We start from the raw sequence: 19,863 nt of genomic DNA on the forward strand, positions 1-19,863 counted from the left end.
ATGTGTCACCCTGCAACCAGGGTGACACACGGCTAATAGTATTATTCTGTAATAATGGTATGGATCAGTTTTGGCGCTTGCGCCTTATCGGCAAGGGTGATGCTGTCATAGATTTTCGCCATGACGTTCTCCACATCCGGGCGGTTGGCATGGATCGTCACCAGTGAGTCACCGATGGCGACCCGATCGCCGACTTTTTTATGCATCATCAGGCCCACGGCCAGATCGATGTCATCTTCCTTGGTGGCACGACCGGCACCGAGCAACATGGCTGCCACACCGATTTCGTCGGCCACAATGTTGGCGACCACACCCGCCTGCTTGGCCGGTACCTCAATCAGGTATTTAGCCTGCGGCAGCTTCTCTGGATGATCCACCATTGAAGCATCGCCGCCCTGGTTGGCCAGGAAGTCACGGAACTTGGCCAGCGCCTTGCCGTTATCGATCACCTCTTGCAGCATGGCGCGCGCAGCCGGTAACGTGTCGGCCTTTTTCGCCAGCACTACCATTTGGCTACCCAACTGCATGACCAACTCGGTCAGATCTTCCGGTCCTTCACCACGCAGCGTATCGATGGCTTCCTTCACTTCCAACGCATTACCGATGGCGTAGCCCAAGGGCTGCGACATATCGGAGATCACCGCCATGGTATTACGGCCCACGTGATTACCAATGCGCACCATCGCCGTGGCCAGCTCAACGGCATCTTCGGTGGTTTTCATAAATGCACCGGCACCGGTTTTCACGTCCAGTACGATGGCGTCTGCACCCGCAGCGATCTTTTTGCTCATGATCGAACCGGCAATCAGCGGAATAGAGTTCACCGTACCGGTCACATCACGCAGCGCATACAGCTTCTTATCCGCAGGGGTCAGGTTACCGGTCTGGCCAATCACCGCCACCTTGTCGCGGTTCACCAGCTCGATAAACTGTTGGCTGGAGATTTCCACGTGGAAACCGGCCACCGCTTCCAGCTTATCGATAGTGCCACCGGTGTGCCCCAGGCCACGGCCCGACATCTTCGCCACCGGGATATCCAGCGCCGCTACCAGCGGTGCCAGCACCAGCGTGGTGGTATCACCCACGCCGCCGGTGGAGTGTTTGTCTACCTTGACGCCTTCGATCGCCGAAAGATCGATCACGTCACCGGAGTTCACCATCGACATGGTCAGATCGGCACGCTCACGGTCGTTCATATCCTGGAAGAAGATCGCCATCGCCAGCGCACTGGCCTGGTAATCCGGAATATCTCCCCGGGTGTAGCCGTTAACAAAAAACTCAATCTCTTGCGTAGTCAGCTCTTTTCCATCGCGCTTTTTGGCGATGATATCAACCATTCTCATTGTCTTTCCCCGGATCTTTATTTCTGTAAATCGATCTTGTAAACGGCAAAGCCGATATCGTCTTTCCCTACCAGCGTCATTGGATGCTGTGCGGACTGTTTAATGTAATCAGCCGCATTCTGGCTTGGTGAAGTCTCGATGCGGATATCCAACGGCTTATCCGCAGTAATTTGCGCGATCCGCCAGTTGTTTTTTACCTCTGGCTTATATGCGCCATGCTGTTTGGTCTGCTCGGAGATGTAATTAGCCACGATAGTGCGCACTTCATCTGGCGAGGAGATAACGATATTTTTTTCACCCGTACCGGCGAACTTGCCGGTAAATGCCCGGTAATTGTTCACGGCAACCAGGAATGGCGCATCTGCCACCACCGGCTTACCTTTATAGGTCAGCGACTTGATACGCTGGGCCTGAGGATTGATCACGTTGCAATCCACGTCATAACGCGCAGGCTGGGTAACGTCGATCTGATAGCTCAGATCGTCAAACATATCGAAGTTGTAGGCCCGGAAGCCGTTCCAGTTAAGCAGTGACTGTGGCTTATCGCTTTTCACGTCGATCTGGTTGTACATGCCCGCAGAGCACTCCAGCCACTCTTTCAGATCGCTGCCTTTCACTTTCACTGCCGCCAGCGTGTTGGAATACTGGTAAAGATCGGCCGCGTTACGGAAACTCAGAGGCCCTTTACGCATATCAACGAAGGCCGCCGGGTCGTTCTTCCTGCCACCCGCCTTGAACGGTGCCGCAGCAGACAGTACCGGGATATCAGCCAGATCTGGATCGCCCTGAATAAAGTGCTCAACGTAGGCTTTCTGCGCCGCACGGATGATCTGGATGGCCGAGGAGTCCTGCACTAACGACAGATAGGTATTGGTATCTTCGGCAATGGTGCCAATCGGCTTGTTAACGAACTCACGGGTGTCGTTATGTGCCTGCTCAAGCGTTTTCACCAGCGTGGCCTTGGCATCGACCAGCGATTTGTCATTCTTCTTATCAAAGATTGGGCGAGCTTCTGCACGGCTGGAGACCACCTTCCAATTATTGGTTTCTCCCTCCAGAACCAAATCGATCACCCCCAGATTATCCGCCCAGTGGCCAGGCATCACGGCAGGTACGCCGTTGACCGTCCCCTTTTCAAGATCTACCCCAGGAATAGCGGCGAAGTCCTTGCTTGGGAAAATACCGTGAGAGTGGCCAAAGGTAATGGCATCGATGCCTGGAACCTGCGTGAGGTAGTAGACCGAATTTTCTGCCAGCGCCTTGTAAGGATCGGCAGAGATGCCAGAGTGGGCGATAGCAATCACGATATCCGCCCCTTCCTTACGCATCTGTGGCACTAGCTCCTTGGCGGTTTCGGTAATATCTTTGGCAATCACCTTGCCCGACAGCTTGTCCTTGTCCCACAGCACTATCTGCGGCGGTACAAAGCCGATATAACCGATGCGCAGCTTATGCTCTTTACCCTCGGTATCTTTTACCGGCGTGTCTACGATCAGGTACTGTTTGAAATAAGGCTTGTTGGTCTTGGCGTCATAGACGTTGGCGTTGATGTACGGGAATTTGGCCCCGCTAATCGCCATTTTCAGGTAATCCAGCCCGTAGTTGAACTCGTGGTTGCCCAAGCTGCCGACCGCATAATCCAGAGTGTTCATCGCCTGATAAACCGGATGTACATCGCCCTTTTTCAGGTTGGCTGCAGCATAATCCGCCATCGGGCTGCCCTGGATGATATCGCCGTTATCGACCAGCACGCTGTTGGTCGCTTCCGCACGGGCAGCATCAATCAACGTGGCCGCTCTCACCAAGCCGTACTGAGCGGTGGCTTTATCTTTGTAATAGTCATAATCCATCATGTTGCCGTGAACGTCGGTGGTTTCCATGATACGGAGATCCACCGTTGCGGCATGCGCAGCGCCTGCAACCAACAGGGCCAATAACGATAGCTTGAGGGGAGAAGTCATTTTCATCACATATTCCTTATTGTTATAGCGGTAGCAGACCACAACCTCTCGATGTGGCCTTGAGCTAATTAAAAGAAGAAACCTACGACGGCGGCGTTCAGGAAGCTGACCAGCGTGGAGCCGTAAAGCAGCTTCAGGCCAAAGCGGGCTGCGGCGTTACCTTGCTTGGAATCCAACGCCTTGATGGCACCGACGATAATGCCGATAGAGGAGAAGTTGGCGAACGACACCAGGAACACCGAGATAATCGCCATGGTACGTTCAGAGAAGTTATAGTCACCCTGCGACAGGTTGAGCATGGCAACAAATTCGTTGCTGACGATCTTGGTTGCCATCAGGCCACCGGCCTGCACCGCTTCGTGCCACGGTACGCCCACCAGGAAAGCCAGTGGAGAGAACACGTAACCCAATACGCCTTGGAAGGAAATGCCAAATGCAGCGGTGAATAACGCGTTAGCCATGGTGATCAGCGCAATAAAGCCGATCAGCATCGCGCCAACGATAATCGCGACCTTGAAACCATCGAGGATGTATTCACTCAGGACTTCGAAGAAACTCTGCTTCTCCCCTTCAATGACATCCAGAATGTCTTCCTCAGGCTTGACCTGGTAAGGGTTGATCAGCGACGCCATGATAAAGCCACCAAACAGGTTCAGCACCAAGGCAGTCACCACGTAGCGCGGATCAAGCATCACCATGTAAGCGCCCACAATCGCCATGGAGACCGTCGACATGGCAGAGGTACACAACGTATACAGGCGATGCTCCGGCAGCAGGCCGAGCTGTTTTTTCACCGAGATGAACACTTCAGACTGACCGAGGATCGCCGAAGCCACCGCGTTATAGGACTCTAAGCGCCCCATGCCGTTGACTTTGCTCAGCGCCAGGCCGATGTACTTGATGATAAAGCCCAGGATGCGCCAGTGCTGCAGGATACCGATCAGCGCGGAGATAAATACGATGGGCAGCAAAACGGACAGGAAGAAAGAGATCTCGCCGTGATTCACCAAACCACCAAAGACGAAGTTAACCCCTTCGTTGGCATAGGAGAGCAAATTGCCAAATACCCCGGCGATCACGCCAATCACTTTATTGCCTACGTCGGTCTTAAGCAGCAGTGCGGTCATCAAAAACTGGCAGGCCAGCATGACGAAAATCGGACGATAGCGAATGTTTTTGCGATCGTTGCTCACTAAAAGCGCCAAAATACAGATAGTAACAATACACACTATCCCTATGATATATTTCATCTTTTCCCCAAAATTATCTGTGAACTTTTACGTTCCGTTGCCGAGCCTTGTACCCTGACGTTTGCCGGGAACTAATGATGTTATTATCGAAACATAACACAGACAATATGTTATTAAAGTTACACCGATCACATTTAAAAATGACAATAGCCTTAAAATACATATATGTAACATGTTGTACTTATCACTAACATTAACTTGATTAGGGAATAGGCAAGGGTAAACATTGTTGGGGTGAGTTTTTCGATCTCTGGTATCGGGCGTTTTGGGGAGAAGGGAGAATACTGGCGCAGGAAGGTAGCCCTGCCCTTGCTTGAAATTAGAGCAATCGCTCGGCTTTGTGACAGAAACCCATTGACGACACAGGGCCAAATACGGTTTAATGCGCCCCGTTGCCCGGATAGCTCAGTCGGTAGAGCAGGGGATTGAAAATCCCCGTGTCCTTGGTTCGATTCCGAGTCCGGGCACCAAATTCATATCAACGGACCTCCACGGAGGTCCGTTTTTGTTTATATACCCCGCCAGAATCAGTACTTCCTTCATACTTTCATTCAACCAGACTCCACCTAACTTACCCGGTATCAAGTCCCTTGTGCGGGTACAATCGAGGGTATAGTCTGATTCGATAATGTTTATACCCTTCCCCCTCCATCAGGAGACCTGTCTATGGCACTCACTGACGCAAAAATCCGCGCAGCTAAACCGCAAGATAAGCCCTATAAGCTTGCTGACAGCGGTAATATGTTTTTGCTCGTTCACCCCAACGGCTCCAGATACTGGCGGCTACGTTATCGATTTCTGGCTAAAGAAAAAACGCTGGCACTTGGCGTCTACCCTAACGTGTCATTATCTGAGGCACGAGATAGACGTGATGTGGCCAAAAAATTGATAGCGGATGGCATTGATCCCTGCGAACAAAAGCGGGTTAAGAAATCAGTACCTGATACTGCATCAACCTTCGAAGCGGTGACGCTACAATGGCACAAGAGCAACAAAAAATGGTCTGAGTCGCACAGCGCTAAAATTCTGAAGAGTTTCGAGTCCCATGTGTTCCCCTATATTGGATCACGGGATATTACCACGCTTAAAACGCCAGACCTGCTGATCCCGGTCAAAGCCGCTGAAGCGAAAGAGATCTACGAAATCGCCGCCCGATTGCAACAACGTATTTCTGCCGTTATGCGATATGCAGCACAATCCGGGATAATTGATTACAACCCTGCAGTAGATATGGCTGGCGCACTGACCACGGTTAAACGTCAGCACCGCCCTGCCCTGGCACTTAACCGTACACCTGAGTTATTGGCTCGTCTGGATGCGTACAAAGGACAGCCTCTGACACGGCTGGCAACAACGCTCACTCTTCTGATCTTTATACGCTCCAGCGAATTGCGTTTTGCTCGCTGGTCAGAGATCGACTTTGAAAAATCTATGTGGACAATCCCACCAGAGCGCAAACCGATTGCAGGTGTCAAATTTTCGCACCGTGGCTCAAAAATGGGTACCGAGCACCTTGTGCCATTGTCAAAACAGGCGCTGGAGCTTCTGCGTCAGATACACGATATCAGCAGGGGATACGAGTTGATCTTTACTGGCGATCACAATCCCTGGAAGCCCATGAGTGAAAATACCGTGAATAATGCACTACGACTTATGGGGTACGATACGAAAGTGGATGTTTGCGGTCACGGCTTCAGAACCATGGCGTGTAGTTCACTGATTGAGTCTGGCTTATGGTCGAGGGATGCAGTAGAGCGCCAAATGAGTCACCAGGAACGTAACGGCGTTCGTGCAGCCTACATCCACAAAGCTGAACATCTGGATGAACGCAAACTGATGTTGCAATGGTGGGCAGATTATCTGGATGCTAACAGAGAGAAGGGAGTGAGTCCGTTTGATTTTGCTAAGCTTGGGCAGTGATTGGTCATGATTTCGTCTGCGTGAGGAGTACTATCAGACTCTAACTCGGCCTGGATTGAGACACAGCTAGGGAAGATGCAAACAAGTGGGCCATGCCTTCCCATAAGTAACATGTGTGATTCATAGACATAGTTTCACTATAATGCCTCACTATGAACAGGGAAATTCAACAGCGACTGCAGTGGGTAAAACTCTATGAAACGTCCGGTGATGCGGGGTTCGTATGCCGTCGCTGTGGCATTTCTCGGCCCACATTGCGTAAATGGTGGCGCAGATATCTTGCTCAGGGCATCGCAGGTCTGGAAAGCCATAGCTGTCGCCCTAAGCGCTCACCATCAACGAAAACTGGCGCAAGCGAAGTTGCTCTGATCCTGGAGTTACGTTCTCTGCGAAATCTGGGGGCAAGGCGGATTCAGAGCGAGTTAAAACGACTTCATTCAATCTCACTGGCAATGGCAACGATTCACAAAGTTCTTTGCCAGAATCAGGTTACACCTGTTGTTAAATTTCGGCGTAAAGCTGATTTTATTCGCTACGAACGCCCTGTTCCCGGTGACAGGGTCCAGATGGATACCTGTAAAATTGGCCCCGGCTTATATCAGTACACATCCGTTGATGATTGCACTCGCTACAGAGTCCTTAGGCTCTACTCTCATCGCACAGCTGCAAACACACTGGATTTTATTGAATGTGTTATTGAAGAAATGCCTTTCCCGATACAGTGCTTTCAGACCGACCGGGGAAGAGAGTTTTTTGCCGTTAAGGTGCAAGAAAAATTGAAAGAATACGGCATCAAATTTCGTCCAAATAAACCAGCTTCGCCTCATCTTAATGGCAAAGTTGAACGTTCCCAAAAGACAGACAAAGCTGAGTTTTACGCCGTAGATCTCTCCGTAGATGACCAGAAGGAGCAACTGGCAGAATGGCAGCATTACTATAACTGGGAACGTCCTCATAGCGCTCACAACGGTAAAACTCCGATGGAGCATTACTTCGAACTTGCTGAGCAAACGCCATTTTGCACGTGAAACGTTGGCCGCATGAATTAACTGAGGCGACAACTACCTTGACACGCGCCGGCCTCTACAACGCTTTTACGCCAAACACCCGAGGTAAGAGCCGGATGCGTTAGCAGCGCACGTCCGGATCTGTGCGGGGGGCGAGGGGTAACCTTCGTCCTACCGCGACCGTTACAGAGGCATACGGGTGAGGACAAGGTGTTGTTGTCCCAACGAGATAAGGTCTATCAAGCAGCAATAGCAACGAACCCGACACGTTGGTCAGGGTCGACGCGGAACTGGGAATGGCAAGGGAGTATCACCCTCAATCCAGAGCGGGAAAAACAGGCTGCATAAATCAACCTGGGGTGACAACTTCATTGACACTTACCGGGGTCGCGCCACCCATGAACCCACCAACACCCCATGTGACTTCCTGAAAGTTTTAATTGTGGCTCAGTCAATTTTTTATTGATTGACGTTATTAAGCGAAAAACTATAATCAAGATGTTTCTCTGGATAGGAAGATGCATACGTTCAACTATATTCCTAAGAAATACATCCAGTTTTGAAAGTATAGGTAAAATCATGTCAGTTTATGAAAATTTAAAACCTAAAGTTTCTTTGATAACTCTTTTTTAGGGGGGCTAGAACTCCAGAGTTCTTTATCTTCTCAGATGTAGCCATGAGGGCACCTTTAAAGCTCACATTGGAGTTCTCAAAAGTTTTGTCACTTCAGATTTTTGGGCTCTCTTGTAACCGTTTTTCGAGCTCTGTGGACTCCTCATTGATAGTATTAATTAACAATTTATTGCTGCTCTGTTTGGCCTAGGCCTAGAATAAGCAGAGATCTAATCCCCCATCGTTAACACTGCTGATGATGGGAGCACTGTAATGACAAAGGAAAATCATCTTGAATATTAAATATTTATTTACGGCTGTAACTTTTCTCTTGATTGCTTGCGAAAGTATGGCTTCTGAAAAAAACTTAACGCTTACCCATTTCAAAGGTCCGCTCTATATTGTAGAAGATAAGGAGTATGTACAGGAAAACTCAATGGTTTACATCGGCACCGATGGTATAACCATCATTGGTGCGACATGGACTCCTGAGACTGCTGAAACTCTTTATAAAGAAATACGGAAGGTCAGCCCCCTCCCCATAAACGAAGTCATTAATACCAATTACCATACTGATCGAGCTGGTGGAAATGCTTATTGGAAAACGCTTGGGGCAAAGATCGTGGCCACACAGATGACCTACGACCTGCAGAAAAGCCAGTGGGGAAGTATTGTAAACTTCACTCGACAAGGTAATAATAAATACCCAAATCTGGAGAAAAGTCTGCCGGATACTGTTTTTCCTGGAGACTTTAACTTGCAAAATGGCAGCATCCGCGCCATGTATTTAGGCGAAGCACATACTAAGGATGGTATCTTTGTGTACTTCCCAGCAGAGCGCGTTTTGTATGGGAACTGCATTCTCAAAGAAAATCTGGGTAATATGAGTTTTGCCAACAGAACTGAGTACCCAAAAACCTTGGAAAAACTTAAAGGACTTATCGAGCAGGGGGAGCTTAAAGTCGACTCGATCATTGCAGGGCATGATACTCCGATACATGACGTAGGCCTGATCGATCACTACCTTACACTGCTTGAGAAGGCGCCTAAGTAAACGAAGAGGTTCATGGTCAGGAGTTTGGATCGTTTCTTTTGAGAGCGACTGACCATGAACGGTAGCGCGCCGTATCCCCTGATGGTGCAGCATCGCGAAGGGTTATACGTAAAAATTCCGGTTTTGCTGTGTTTTTAATCTAAAATGTGTGATTCATAGACATCATTTCACTATAATGACTCACTATGAACAGGGAAATTCAGCAGCGGCTACAATGGGTAAAACTCGGTAGTGCATCCAATTAGTAGAACATGTATTTTTCGATAAACGCTCCGATCACTTTTTCGTGGATCTCAACTGAGCGTGAGAAGCAGATTGTTTTACGGGCCAATCGCTTAATGCGGGTGCGGAGCGTCAGGTTATTACGCTCAATGCGTTGGGTGAATATTTTGCCGGTCAGATGCTTATCCTTCGGCACCTCCAGGCCATAGCTGCCCCAGTCGTCGCTGGTGATCATGCCGATGTTGAATGGTGTAAGCAGTGCCAGTAGCTCCCGGCAGGTTTCATCGGTTCGAGGACCGAAAGTGTAGGCCAGTACACCGCCTGTTTTGGTGTTGTACGCGTACCAGAGCCAGTGCGGCCGGGCTTTACTGCCAACGAAGCTCCATTGCTCATCAAGTTCGCAGATAAGCGCCACATCGGCATGGGCAACAGGCGAAGACGTTATTCGCTTTGGCGCGAGTTTTTTAAAGTCCGGATGACGGTGTTAATGCCAATTTTCAACGTCCTAGTGGTATCGTGAACGCCGGTACCGTTGAAGGCCATGTCAGTGATCTACTCTTTAACGCTCGGCTTACTGGCTTCATAAATGTAAGTGAGCTGAAACGCGCGGTGGCAGTCACGACAGCGAAATCTGTCATAGCCTTTAGGGTTCTGACCATGGCGGTAAACCTGAGTGAACTGACAATGGGGACAATGAACCTTAACGCTGGCCATGAGAGAATCTCAAAAGCCCGCATTATACATCAGATTCAACTAATTAGAGGCATTACCAACTAAATTAATAGCAAGGCTCTGTCGCTTTAATGCGACAGAGCCCGATGGAATACCGGCGCCTGCGGGCATCGTTAACTTAAGATACAAAAGCTGTCTGGAGATGGCGGGTGAACGTAGCGCACCTTCGGTGCGAGCACGGCAGCGTTGCTGCCTCAACCGTTTTTAAGACCTAGCCTCACATCAACGTCAGTGTCGGCAGATCGCCCCCCGCGCTGATACCCGCATAAAATGAGCACGTCTGCCCTCTATACTCTGCACAATGTATATTCCGCGACCCGCAAAGCTGCTGTTCAGCATGACCACGGCTGGAGCAAGTACCTGGATAAACATGGCGACACCCTCAGCGACTGGACCAAACTCGCCGTCGAGCGCATGCTCGCCTGCGGTACCTGCCTCATGGGCGTTCGTCGTTACTGTTGCGCCTCATCCGACTGTACCCATGCCCGCTTCTTCTGCAAGAGCTGCAAGAGCTGCAAGTCCAAGGCCTGCAGCAGTTGCGCCCTCAAAGGCACCGAGCAGTGGATTGCTGAGCAGCAACATGTTCTCCCCGACTGCGACTGGCAACATATCACCTTCACCATGCCGCACTTGCTGTGGCCGTTCTTCAATAACAACTGGCCGCTGCTCAACGACCTTTTTCGCTGCGCCACCCGCGCCATGCTCAGACACGCGCGCAAGCTGGGCGTCGAAGTCGGCATCTTCTGTGCGCTACACACCTACGGACGCCAGCTCAATCAGCATCCGCATATCCACGTCTCAATTACCCGTGGCGGCCTCGATGTCAACCACGGGGTCTGGCGTGACCTGTTCTTCAAAAAACAGCAGGTCGAAGAAATCTGGCGCGGCGCCGTCATCCGTTTGCTGCGCGCCAGCCATGACCGCGTTAGCCCCGCCGCGCTGCCAGGTCTCGGCCATATCCGCGATGAGAAACAGTGGCAGCGCTACCTGCAGGCGCAATATCAGCGCCACTGGAAGGTTCACTTCGCCAAAAAGACCCGCGGTGCCTGGCGCAGCGTGAAATACCTGGGCCGCTATCTGAAACGCCCGCCGGTGGCGGCGTCGCAGCTCCGTCATTACCGTGGCGGCTCGGTCGTTCACCAGTACTACGACCACAACACGCAGCAGCACAAACGCCAGAAACTGAGCCAGGAGGAGATGCTGTGGCGTTATGTCAGCCACATCCCGTCCCGACACTTTAAAATGGTGCGTTACTACGGCTTTCTGGCCAACCGTAAACGCGGCACGCTGTTGCCAAAGGTTTACGACGCGTTGGAGATGACGCCGCGCGAGAAACCACAGAAGCCAGGGTTCGCGGTGCTGATGAAAGCCTTTCTGGGTACCGACCCGTACCAGTGCATCCTGTGCAAGGGCCGACTGCGTTTTGCCGGCGCCGTGGCGGGCGATCACGCCACCAAAATACTCTCTGACAGGCTGCAGAAGATGGCAAAAAAACGCTGGCTTCAGACCACGGTGTTGGATAAGTGCGCCTGAAAAATGGTTTTTAGATTAAAACACATCAAAACCGGTATTTTTATCAATAACATCTTGTTATGCCACGCTAAACGGGCATGTATCACGCTGCAATTTATGGTCAGGAAGTTTTTAAAACGCCTTTCCAAATTCCTAACCATGAACCAATGCCATTATTATTTATTTTTACACATTTTTTTATGTTTAATGTTACAACAATGAGTGATATCTTATACTAAAATTTAGTCTTACCCCTCAGGTTACGCATTAATTAAATTAATGTTTTTAGGGCTAAAAAAAATTGGACAAAGTTCTGTTCGGGGCCTACTACCAAAGCGAGGTTGGTTGACAATCCATTATGAATAACTAAACTCAGAGAGAAGGTATTAACATGCGGTTTATACAGCCCAGTTTGTTATCTACTATTTTATTGTCACTTTTTTTCGTGTCCAACGGAGTAAGTGCTGCAAGCCAGACTTATCCTGTCACCCTAAATAGCTCCCGAGTGATATATAAAGAAACCCAGAGTAGTGGAACAACAATTACTGTAAAGAATGAGCATGATTTTCCAGTCCTGATACAACCATCGGTAGTCACAGAAGACAAGCAGATGTCGGCACCATTTATCATCACTCCGCCATTGTTCCGACTTGATGGCAAACAGGATAATACTCTGCGGATTGTCTATACAGGAAAGGCACATGCAGCAGATCGAGAACATTTATATTGGTTATGTGTCAAAGCAATCCCACCTGTTGCGGAGGACGATAGTGGCACAGGCAATAATAATGCCGTAGGCTCCAATATTCAGATCTCTGTCAATAATTGTATTAAATTGTTGTATCGACCCAAAGCCTTAGGAACTCAAGACCAAGGGAACTTAGCTAAAGGGCTTAATTGGGAATGGCGACAGGGAAAATTGCAGCTTAAAAATACCTCACCCTACTATATTAACTTATCGTCAATTATTATTGACGGGTTTGCTGTGCCTGATGTGAGCTACGTCTCTCCTTTTGCCTCTGCGCAATTTTCCGTACCAAAGGGCGTAAAAGTTGGCGGGAAAGTCACATGGCAATCGATAAATGATTTCGGCGGCCAAAGCGCCCCTGTACAAGCGTTAATACCTAGCGATAACAGATAGAATATGCTACGGAACTCTCTGGAGAGTCCTGGGTACTATCGATAATGATAAATCAACCTCCTTTAACTAAAAATATGCACAGATAATTTATCATGAGGAAAGAGAAATGTTCAAAATGAGCCGAATAATGGAAGTGCACAGAAAACAAAAAACTTTCAGAGTCATTAAACCAAACATAAATACCTGCAAATACGGCATGCCATTTATTAAACATACGCATCTTTTTGGTTGGGCACCTACTGGACCACCTTAATCTTTTCTAAGGTACGTCCACGAATGTTATTTCTACTGCTTTTAAAACCCACTCACCCATTATAGTGGTAAGACAGGTGGTAAATGCTAGCTAGAACTTCACCATGGTAAAGTTAAATATATCTATAGATTTATATTTACCATCAATTTTTTATTTCAGAATATCAAAGGAAAGCTAATGTTTAAATCAAAAGTTGCATTATTTATTGCTGGTCTTTCATTTTCTATTGCTTCAATGGCTAACCAGATTGGCACGAGCAACTCGTTGACTATCGAAGTTCCTGTGGCCTCTCCATCGACACTGACCTCTACATTTGAACCAGTCAGTGGTTTGGTTTCTGGTGATGTTGCTTTTGGTACTATTATAGGTAACATCCAGTTGTTGACCACCGGTGCAGGTAATATCAACTCGGTGACCATCAGTCCGAACACCCCGGATTCTACCTTCACCTTGACTGGCGCAGTAACCAAAACTCCTTTACCTATCAATATCGGTTCAATGGCAGATGAAGTTACGGCGGCTATTGGTAATGGTAACACGACAACAACGTTACTCAAGCCATCACAAGAGCAGTTTTTAACGGTTTATGCAACTGGAACTCCAGTGGCAGATGTGTTTAGTGGAAACTTTACCGTTTCAGTATACAGCTTGTAATTTTTTATTAAACTAAATAAAGGGTGGATTGCTATTGCAATCCACCTGACCCGCTCCCCGTATGTGATCCATTCATAATCAGGAATAACCGGCTTCATTCTGGCTGCATATTCTGGCAACCGGCAGATTTCTCGGCAAATTCAGAAGGTGTCATCCAGCCCAGGGCAGAATGGGGACGGCTCTGGTTATAGTGTATGCGCCAGCCCTCGATTTTGCACCGTGCATCCTCCACAGACATGAACCAGTTCTCGTTCAAACATTCCTGCCGCAATCTGCCATTAAAGGACACCACCGTAGCGTTGTCCGTCGGTGTTCCCGGGCGTGAGAAGTCGATCCTGATCCCTCTTTCATACACCCACTTGTCCAGCATTTTCCCTGCAAATTCAGAACCATTATCGGTTTTCAGCAACTGCGGTAAAGGACGCCTGAGCGCTATGCTGTTCAGCATCTCTGCCACTTCTGTCGAACGCAGATTCTGTCCCACACAGATCCCCAGGCATTCGCGGGTGTAAAGGTCGATAACCGTCAACAGGCGCAGTCGTCGCCCGTCAAACAACGCATCAGAAACAAAATCCATGCCCCAGAAGTGGTTTGGATATAAGCCCTGAAGCTGCGGCTGCCGCAGCTGGGCAGATTTATTGCGACGTGGTCGTTTGAGGCGTAGCGACAGCCCTTGCTCACAGTAGAGGCGGTAGATTGCAAAATGGCGTCTGAATCGATCACGGTTTGGCATCCTGCCGGTCACTCCGGGAATTAACTCTTTCTTACACGGTCTCCATGGCTGATTTTTACGCCAATGGAGGCATCGATGTCCAAAAATCTATGGTCACCCCCCGTTTTTGCAACACAGATTTTGATTTATGACGGGCTTGCTGTAAATCTATTCGGCGTCTAGTGAGTATTCATGCTCGCGCCACGATGAGTTTCGCGCCTGCCGAACCTTAAAAGAGAGTCGGCTTCATAGAGCCACTTTTTGGATCAGGTTCATCAGCAGGCCGATATGCCGTTCATGTCATCAATTATCTGTCGTCGCAAAACCAGAAAGTAACGTGTTAACTCACTGAGTTGACGAGTTTTTCGTTGGCTCTTTTATTTTATTTGCTGAACGCCGCCTGATGTGCCGTAACCGACCAGGCTATACGTGCCAGTTTGTTTGCCAGCGCGCACGCCACCACGTTAGAGTGATGGCTGGCAAGCTGCTTTTTAACCCACTCTGCAAGACGCCCTGGGTTGTTCTCCAGCCGCAGCATAAACACGCGTGCACACTGCACCAGCAGCCGTCGCAGATTCTTATCACCTCGCTTGCTGATGCCCATCAGTGTCGTTTTTCCACCTGTACTGTACTGGCGTGGAACCAGCCCGGTTGACGCCGCAAAGTCACGGCTGCTGGCATAGTTTTTCCCGTCACCCAGTCGTGCGGCTAACAGGCTTGCTGTTACCGGCCCGACGCCGGGAATGGTCAGCAGCCGCTGTGCGGTTTCATCCTCCGCAAGGTGGGTTTTCAGTTCCATATCGATTTCATCAATTTCCCCGCAAAGGTAAATATACTGGCTGTGGAGCCTGTTCAGAACCCTTACCAGGTAAGGCGGGAAGTCATTTTCTTCCAGCACGGCGGCCAGACGCCGAATTACGGCAATACCGCGCGGCATGCTGATGCCGAACTCCAGCAAAAATGCGTGCATCTGATTGGTGGTTTTAACGCGTTGGCGTATCAGTGAATCTCTGACCCGATGCAGTGCAGACATTGCCTGCTGGTCTTCAGTTCTGGGTGAAACAAAGCGCATTGAGGGGCGGGAAGCCGCCTCGCAGATAGCCTCAGCATCGACAAAATCGTTTTTGTTGCTCTTAACGAAAGGGCGGACGAATTGTGGAGAAATCAGCTTTGCCTCATGACCTAAATCAGCAATCCGACGCGCCATAAAATGGGCTCCCGCACAGGCTTCCATCACAACAGTCGCTGATTGGCAACTGGCTAAAAACTCCATCAGTCTGGTTCGGGTAAACTTTTTGCGCAGAAGGGCATTACCCATTTCGTCCTGACAGTGTACGTGGAAGGAGTGTTTACCGAGATCGATACCAATAAGCGTAACGTTTTTCATGTTGGTTTCCTCTGAAATAAAACACCCAGCCAGCGTACCGCACACAAGGAGGGGGTGACCATCTCATTAGAGAAAAGCCAGGAGTTCCATGGAAACCTGTTTCAAGATCCTTCAGCTCAAGTTCGACCAGAAGCTGACCAACCGTTGTATCGGGCTGACGATGAAAATCAGTGCCTCGACGGTTTTTGAGGTTCTCGCCCGCTTTAAAGCCACGTCTCTGCCATGGCCTCTTCCTGAAGCGATATCCCACGATGGCCTTGAAAAACTCATCTTCCCGGCCAAAGGCATACCTGCATCAGAGCGGGTCATGCCGGATCTGCTTCACTTCGATACCGAGATGAGAAAATCCGGCGTGACGCGGCAACTGCTATGGATGGAGTACAAGGCTCAGGCCGGGGAACTGGCGATGGGGTACTCCCACTTCTGCCGCTGCTATCGGGAGTGGAAAAAAACACGCCGCCTCTCAATGCGCCAGGAGCACCGTGCCGGTGAAAAACTCTTTATCGACTTCTGCGGCCCGACGGTTCCCGTCATCAACCCGGATACCGGCGAGGTTCGCCGTGTGGCCATCTTCGTGGCCGTCTTGGGGACGTCTAACTACACCTACGTGGAGGCCTGTGAAGGTCAAGATATGATGTCCTGGCTGAACGCCAACAGCCGCTGTCTGACCTTCCTGGGCGGTGTACCGAAGCTGCTGGTCCCCGATAACCTCAAAAGCGCGGTGAAAAAGGCCGATCGCTATGAACCCGTCATCAATGACAGTTACCAGGCGTTGGCGGAGCACTACGGCACCGTTATCATCCCGGCTCGCCCCTATAAGCCGAAAGATAAATCGAAAGCAGAAAACGGCGTTCTCATCGTCGAAAGATGGCTGCTTGCCCGCATCCGCAATGAAACCTTCTACACGCTCAGGGCGCTGAATACCCGCCTTCGGGAGCTGCTGACGTACATGAATAACCGGCCAATGAAAGGGTACGGCAACCAGAGCCGCGCAGAGCGCTTCCGCGAACTGGATACGCCAGTGCTCTCGTCGCGGCCTCTGGCAGCGTACGAGTACACCGAATACAAAGCGGTGAAGGTCGCCCCAGACTACCACGTTGAGTATGCGCATCACTGGTACTCGGTCCCGCATGAGCTGGTTGGTCAGCGCCTGTCGCTCAAGGCGGGTCAGTCGGTGGTCCAGGTCAGTCGGTGGTCCAGGTCAGGCACAAGGGACAGTGCGTGGCGCAGCATCCGCGCAGCCTCCATGAATATAAGCACTCTACCAATCCGCTGCACATGCCGGCTCGGCACCTGGGGCACGGGACATGGACGCCAGAACGTCTGGTCGAGATGGGATGTCGCATCGGCCCGTTCACCGGCAGAGTGGTTGACGCCATGCTGAAAGCCAAAGCCTATCCGGAACTGGCCTACCGTGCGGTACTCGGTCTGACCGCACTGCAGAAAAAATACGGAAAAGAGCGGCTGGAAAAAGCCAGTTGCGTCGCCTGGCATTACAAAACACCGGACAGGCGCTTCATCGACAACCTGCTGCGTCACAATCGCGAGAACCAAGATCTCCCGTTATCGAGTCAGAGCGAACAACACTCTCCGGCCTCGCTGGAGCATGAAAACCTGCGCGGTCCAGGCTACTACCACTAACTGACAAACAGAGGAACAAACGGCATGAGCGATAACCTGTTAAACAAACTGACCCAACTGAAGCTCCCGGCCATGGCAGGGAGCCTGATCCGCCAGCGAGAAACACCGCAGACCTACGGCGAGTTGTCGTTCGAGGAACGGCTGATCCTGCTGGCAGATAACGAACTGCTGAACAGGGAAAACGGTCGGGTGGCCCGTCTGAGGAAGAGTGCGAACCTGAAATACCAGGCAGCGCCGGAGGGGCTGCACTACCCCGTCTCAAGTGGGTTGAGAGCCGAACAGATGCGGGAGCTGCTGAACGGTCATTACATCACGCATCGGAAAAACATCATGATCACCGGCCCGACGGGGTGTGGGAAAAGCTGGATCGCCAATGCCCTGGGTGAGCAGGCCTGTCGCCAGAAACACAGCGTTCAGTACTGGCGTACCGGTCGGTTACTGGAAATGCTGGCGCAGGGGCGGGTAGACGGTAGCTGGCTGAAGCACCTGAAACAACTGCAAAAAACGCAGGTGCTCATCCTGGACGATCTGGGTCTGGAACCCCTGAGCAACGCGCAATGTAACGACCTGCTGGAAATAGTGGAAGACCGGTACGGACAAAGCAGTACCCTGGTGGTGAGCCAGTTCCCAGTAGATAAGTGGCACGGGCTGATGGAGAGCCCGACAACGGCAGATGCGATCCTGGACAGACTGGTGCATAACGGCCACAGACTGGTACTACAAGGAGAATCGATGAGGAAAAGCAAAACGGCAGTGGAAAGCGAGGAAAAAACAGGTTAAAAAGCAGTAGAAAAAGTTAACTCATCCCGGTTGACCGAACGGAGACGAAATCCTGCTCGAACTGCGGTGCCAATATGTGATCGAACTTCGGTGCCAATATGTGATCGAACTTCGATGCCAATCCGTGATCGAACAGAGCGGAATACGCAGTAGTCTCGCCCCTGTTGGCTAATCTGTTTCTGCACTATGCGTTTGACCAATGGATGGGGAGAGAATATCGAGGTGTACCGTTTGAAAGGTATGCTGATGATATTGTGGTCCATTTTTCAAGGATGAGCGAAGCTATGAGTCTGAAAGACAGACTAGCGAAACGGTTTGCCGAAGTGGGGCTGACGATCAATGAAGAGAAATCGAATATCGCCTATATTGATACGTTTGAAAGGCAAAATGTCGCGAAGAGTTTTACCTTTCTGGGGTATGACTTCAAAGTGCGGACACTGAAGAACTATAAAGGTGAGCTGTACCGGAAGTGCATGCCGGGCGCGTCAATGAAAGCGATGCAAAAGATCACGAAGACAATCAAAGAGTGGCGAATACACCGCTCGACAGCAGAAAGTCTGACGGATTTTGCGAAACGATACAATGTGGTGATCAGAGGCTGGATTGAGTACTACGGTAAGTTCTGGTACAGCAATTTTAGCTACCGTCTGTGGAGTGCCTTACAATCACGGCTACTTAAGTTGTGTGATTCATAGACATCGTTTCAATTTTCTCAGCTCAAGTTCAAGCCTGTAATTCTGCTCTTGTATGTGTTCGTCGCTGTGCTGATAGTTTGCTTGAACGGCATCAGAGTATGGTGTTTGCTCAGCAAGTTCGAAGTAATGCTCCATCGGAGTTTTACCGTTGTGAGCGCTATGAGGACGTTCCCAGTTATAGTAATGCTGCCATTCTGCCAGTTGCTCCTTCTGGTCATCTACGGAGAGATCTACGGTAGCGTAAAACTCAGCTTTGTCTGTCTTTTGGGAACGTTCAACTTTGCCATTAAGATGAGGCGAAGCTGGTTTATTTGGACGAAATTTGATGCCGTATTCTTTCAATTTTTCTTGCACCTTAACGGCAAAAAACTCTCTTCCCCGGTCGGTCTGAAAGCGCTGTATCGGGAAAGGCATTTCTTCAATAACACATTCAATAAAATCCAGTGTGTTTGCAGCTGTGCGATGAGAGTAGAGCCTAAGGACTCTGTAGCGAGTGCAATCATCAACGGATGTGTACTGATATAAGCCGGGGCCAATTTTACAGGTATCCATCTGGACCCTGTCACCGGGAACAGGGCGTTCGTAGCGAATAAAATCAGCTTTACGCCGAAATTTAACAACAGGTGTAACCTGATTCTGGCAAAGAACTTTGTGAATCGTTGCCATTGCCAGTGAGATTGAATGAAGTCGTTTTAACTCGCTCTGAATCCGCCTTGCCCCCAGATTTCGCAGAGAACGTAACTCCAGGATCAGAGCAACTTCGCTTGCGCCAGTTTTCGTTGATGGTGAGCGCTTAGGGCGACAGCTATGGCTTTCCAGACCTGCGATGCCCTGAGCAAGATATCTGCGCCACCATTTACGCAATGTGGGCCGAGAAATGCCACAGCGACGGCATACGAACCCCGCATCACCGGACGTTTCATAGAGTTTTACCCACTGCAGTCGCTGTTGAATTTCCCTGTTCATAGTGAGGCATTATAGTGAAAC

The 19,863-nt window shown here is 50.1% G+C and carries 10 protein-coding genes, 1 tRNA gene and 6 pseudogenes; 10 read left to right on the forward strand and 7 right to left on the reverse strand.

Features of this window, described 5'->3' with window-relative positions:
* Window positions 1-41: 41 nt before the first annotated feature.
* From KGP17_RS22405 to KGP17_RS22415, 3 genes are all read right to left on the reverse strand, one after another.
* Window positions 42-1,343 (reverse strand): pyrimidine-nucleoside phosphorylase, encoded by a 1,302-nt coding sequence (locus KGP17_RS22405; protein WP_037375733.1) that lies wholly within the window; start codon window positions 1,341-1,343, stop codon window positions 42-44.
* A gap of 17 nt (window positions 1,344-1,360) precedes the next feature.
* The gene (locus KGP17_RS22410; protein ID WP_371822213.1) at window positions 1,361-3,304 is read right to left on the reverse strand and encodes a bifunctional 2',3'-cyclic-nucleotide 2'-phosphodiesterase/3'-nucleotidase; all 1,944 of its coding nucleotides are present in this window, start codon (window positions 3,302-3,304) and stop codon (window positions 1,361-1,363) included.
* Window positions 3,305-3,372: 68 nt separating this feature from the next.
* Window positions 3,373-4,554 carry a NupC/NupG family nucleoside CNT transporter gene (locus tag KGP17_RS22415; RefSeq protein WP_202672118.1) on the reverse strand — a complete coding sequence of 394 codons (1,182 nt, stop codon included), beginning with the start codon at window positions 4,552-4,554 and terminating at the stop codon, window positions 3,373-3,375.
* A gap of 394 nt (window positions 4,555-4,948) precedes the next feature.
* Here KGP17_RS22415 and KGP17_RS22420 point away from each other — a divergent pair.
* The 4 genes and pseudogenes from KGP17_RS22420 to KGP17_RS22440 all read left to right on the forward strand — a co-directional run bounded on the left by KGP17_RS22420 (window position 4,949) and on the right by KGP17_RS22440 (window position 9,147).
* Window positions 4,949-5,024 (forward strand) — tRNA-Phe (locus KGP17_RS22420).
* A 196-nt stretch (window positions 5,025-5,220) separates the two neighbouring features.
* Window positions 5,221-6,474 carry an integrase arm-type DNA-binding domain-containing protein gene (locus tag KGP17_RS22425; RefSeq protein WP_024531366.1) on the forward strand — a complete coding sequence of 418 codons (1,254 nt, stop codon included), beginning with the start codon at window positions 5,221-5,223 and terminating at the stop codon, window positions 6,472-6,474.
* A gap of 152 nt (window positions 6,475-6,626) precedes the next feature.
* Window positions 6,627-7,493, forward strand: a pseudogene (locus KGP17_RS22430) (IS481 family transposase); the annotation flags it as partial.
* An 892-nt stretch (window positions 7,494-8,385) separates the two neighbouring features.
* Window positions 8,386-9,147: a subclass B2 metallo-beta-lactamase SFH-1 gene (locus KGP17_RS22440; RefSeq protein ID WP_071766619.1), complete on the forward strand. Its 762-nt coding sequence runs from the start codon at window positions 8,386-8,388 to the stop codon at window positions 9,145-9,147.
* 241 nt (window positions 9,148-9,388) lie between these two features.
* On the opposite strand, the pseudogene KGP17_RS22445 reads toward KGP17_RS22440, so the two are convergent.
* Window positions 9,389-10,083 (reverse strand): annotated as a pseudogene (locus tag KGP17_RS22445) (IS1 family transposase).
* Window positions 10,084-10,402: 319 nt separating this feature from the next.
* Here KGP17_RS22445 and KGP17_RS22450 point away from each other — a divergent pair.
* The 3 genes and pseudogenes from KGP17_RS22450 (at window position 10,403) to KGP17_RS22460 (ending at window position 13,661) form a co-directional block, all read left to right on the forward strand.
* Window positions 10,403-11,634, forward strand: a pseudogene (locus KGP17_RS22450) (IS91 family transposase).
* A gap of 370 nt (window positions 11,635-12,004) precedes the next feature.
* On the forward strand, window positions 12,005-12,754 hold the full coding sequence (locus tag KGP17_RS22455) for a molecular chaperone (protein ID WP_024531408.1): 750 nt from the start codon (window positions 12,005-12,007) through the stop codon (window positions 12,752-12,754).
* Window positions 12,755-13,184: 430 nt separating this feature from the next.
* Window positions 13,185-13,661: a hypothetical protein gene (locus KGP17_RS22460; protein WP_223498353.1), complete on the forward strand. Its 477-nt coding sequence runs from the start codon at window positions 13,185-13,187 to the stop codon at window positions 13,659-13,661.
* A 94-nt stretch (window positions 13,662-13,755) separates the two neighbouring features.
* Here KGP17_RS22460 and KGP17_RS22465 read toward each other — a convergent pair.
* A pseudogene (locus tag KGP17_RS22465) lies at window positions 13,756-14,394 on the reverse strand (IS3 family transposase); the annotation flags it as partial.
* A 361-nt stretch (window positions 14,395-14,755) separates the two neighbouring features.
* A complete protein-coding gene (locus tag KGP17_RS22470) occupies window positions 14,756-15,760 on the reverse strand; it encodes an IS110 family transposase (protein WP_223498354.1) in 1,005 nt (334 codons plus the stop codon).
* Window positions 15,761-15,848: 88 nt separating this feature from the next.
* Between KGP17_RS22470 and istA the strand changes: the two are divergent.
* The 3 genes and pseudogenes from istA to KGP17_RS22485 all read left to right on the forward strand — a co-directional run.
* A pseudogene (gene istA / locus KGP17_RS22475) lies at window positions 15,849-17,401 on the forward strand (IS21 family transposase).
* 24 nt (window positions 17,402-17,425) lie between these two features.
* Window positions 17,426-18,181: an IS21-like element helper ATPase IstB gene (gene istB, locus KGP17_RS22480; RefSeq protein ID WP_223498355.1), complete on the forward strand. Its 756-nt coding sequence runs from the start codon at window positions 17,426-17,428 to the stop codon at window positions 18,179-18,181.
* Between the two features lie 149 nt (window positions 18,182-18,330).
* A pseudogene (locus tag KGP17_RS22485) lies at window positions 18,331-18,876 on the forward strand (reverse transcriptase domain-containing protein); the annotation flags it as partial.
* Here the strand turns inward: KGP17_RS22485 and KGP17_RS22490 are convergent.
* A complete protein-coding gene (locus KGP17_RS22490; protein WP_223498356.1) occupies window positions 18,871-19,842 on the reverse strand; it encodes an IS481 family transposase in 972 nt (323 codons plus the stop codon). The pseudogene KGP17_RS22485 and the gene KGP17_RS22490 sit on opposite strands and share 6 nt — an antisense overlap.
* Window positions 19,843-19,863 lie beyond the last annotated feature (21 nt).

Origin of the sequence: Serratia sp. JSRIV001, from assembly GCF_019968745.1 — a bacterium.
In the GTDB taxonomy this organism is placed as follows: domain Bacteria; phylum Pseudomonadota; class Gammaproteobacteria; order Enterobacterales; family Enterobacteriaceae; genus Chania; species Chania fonticola_B.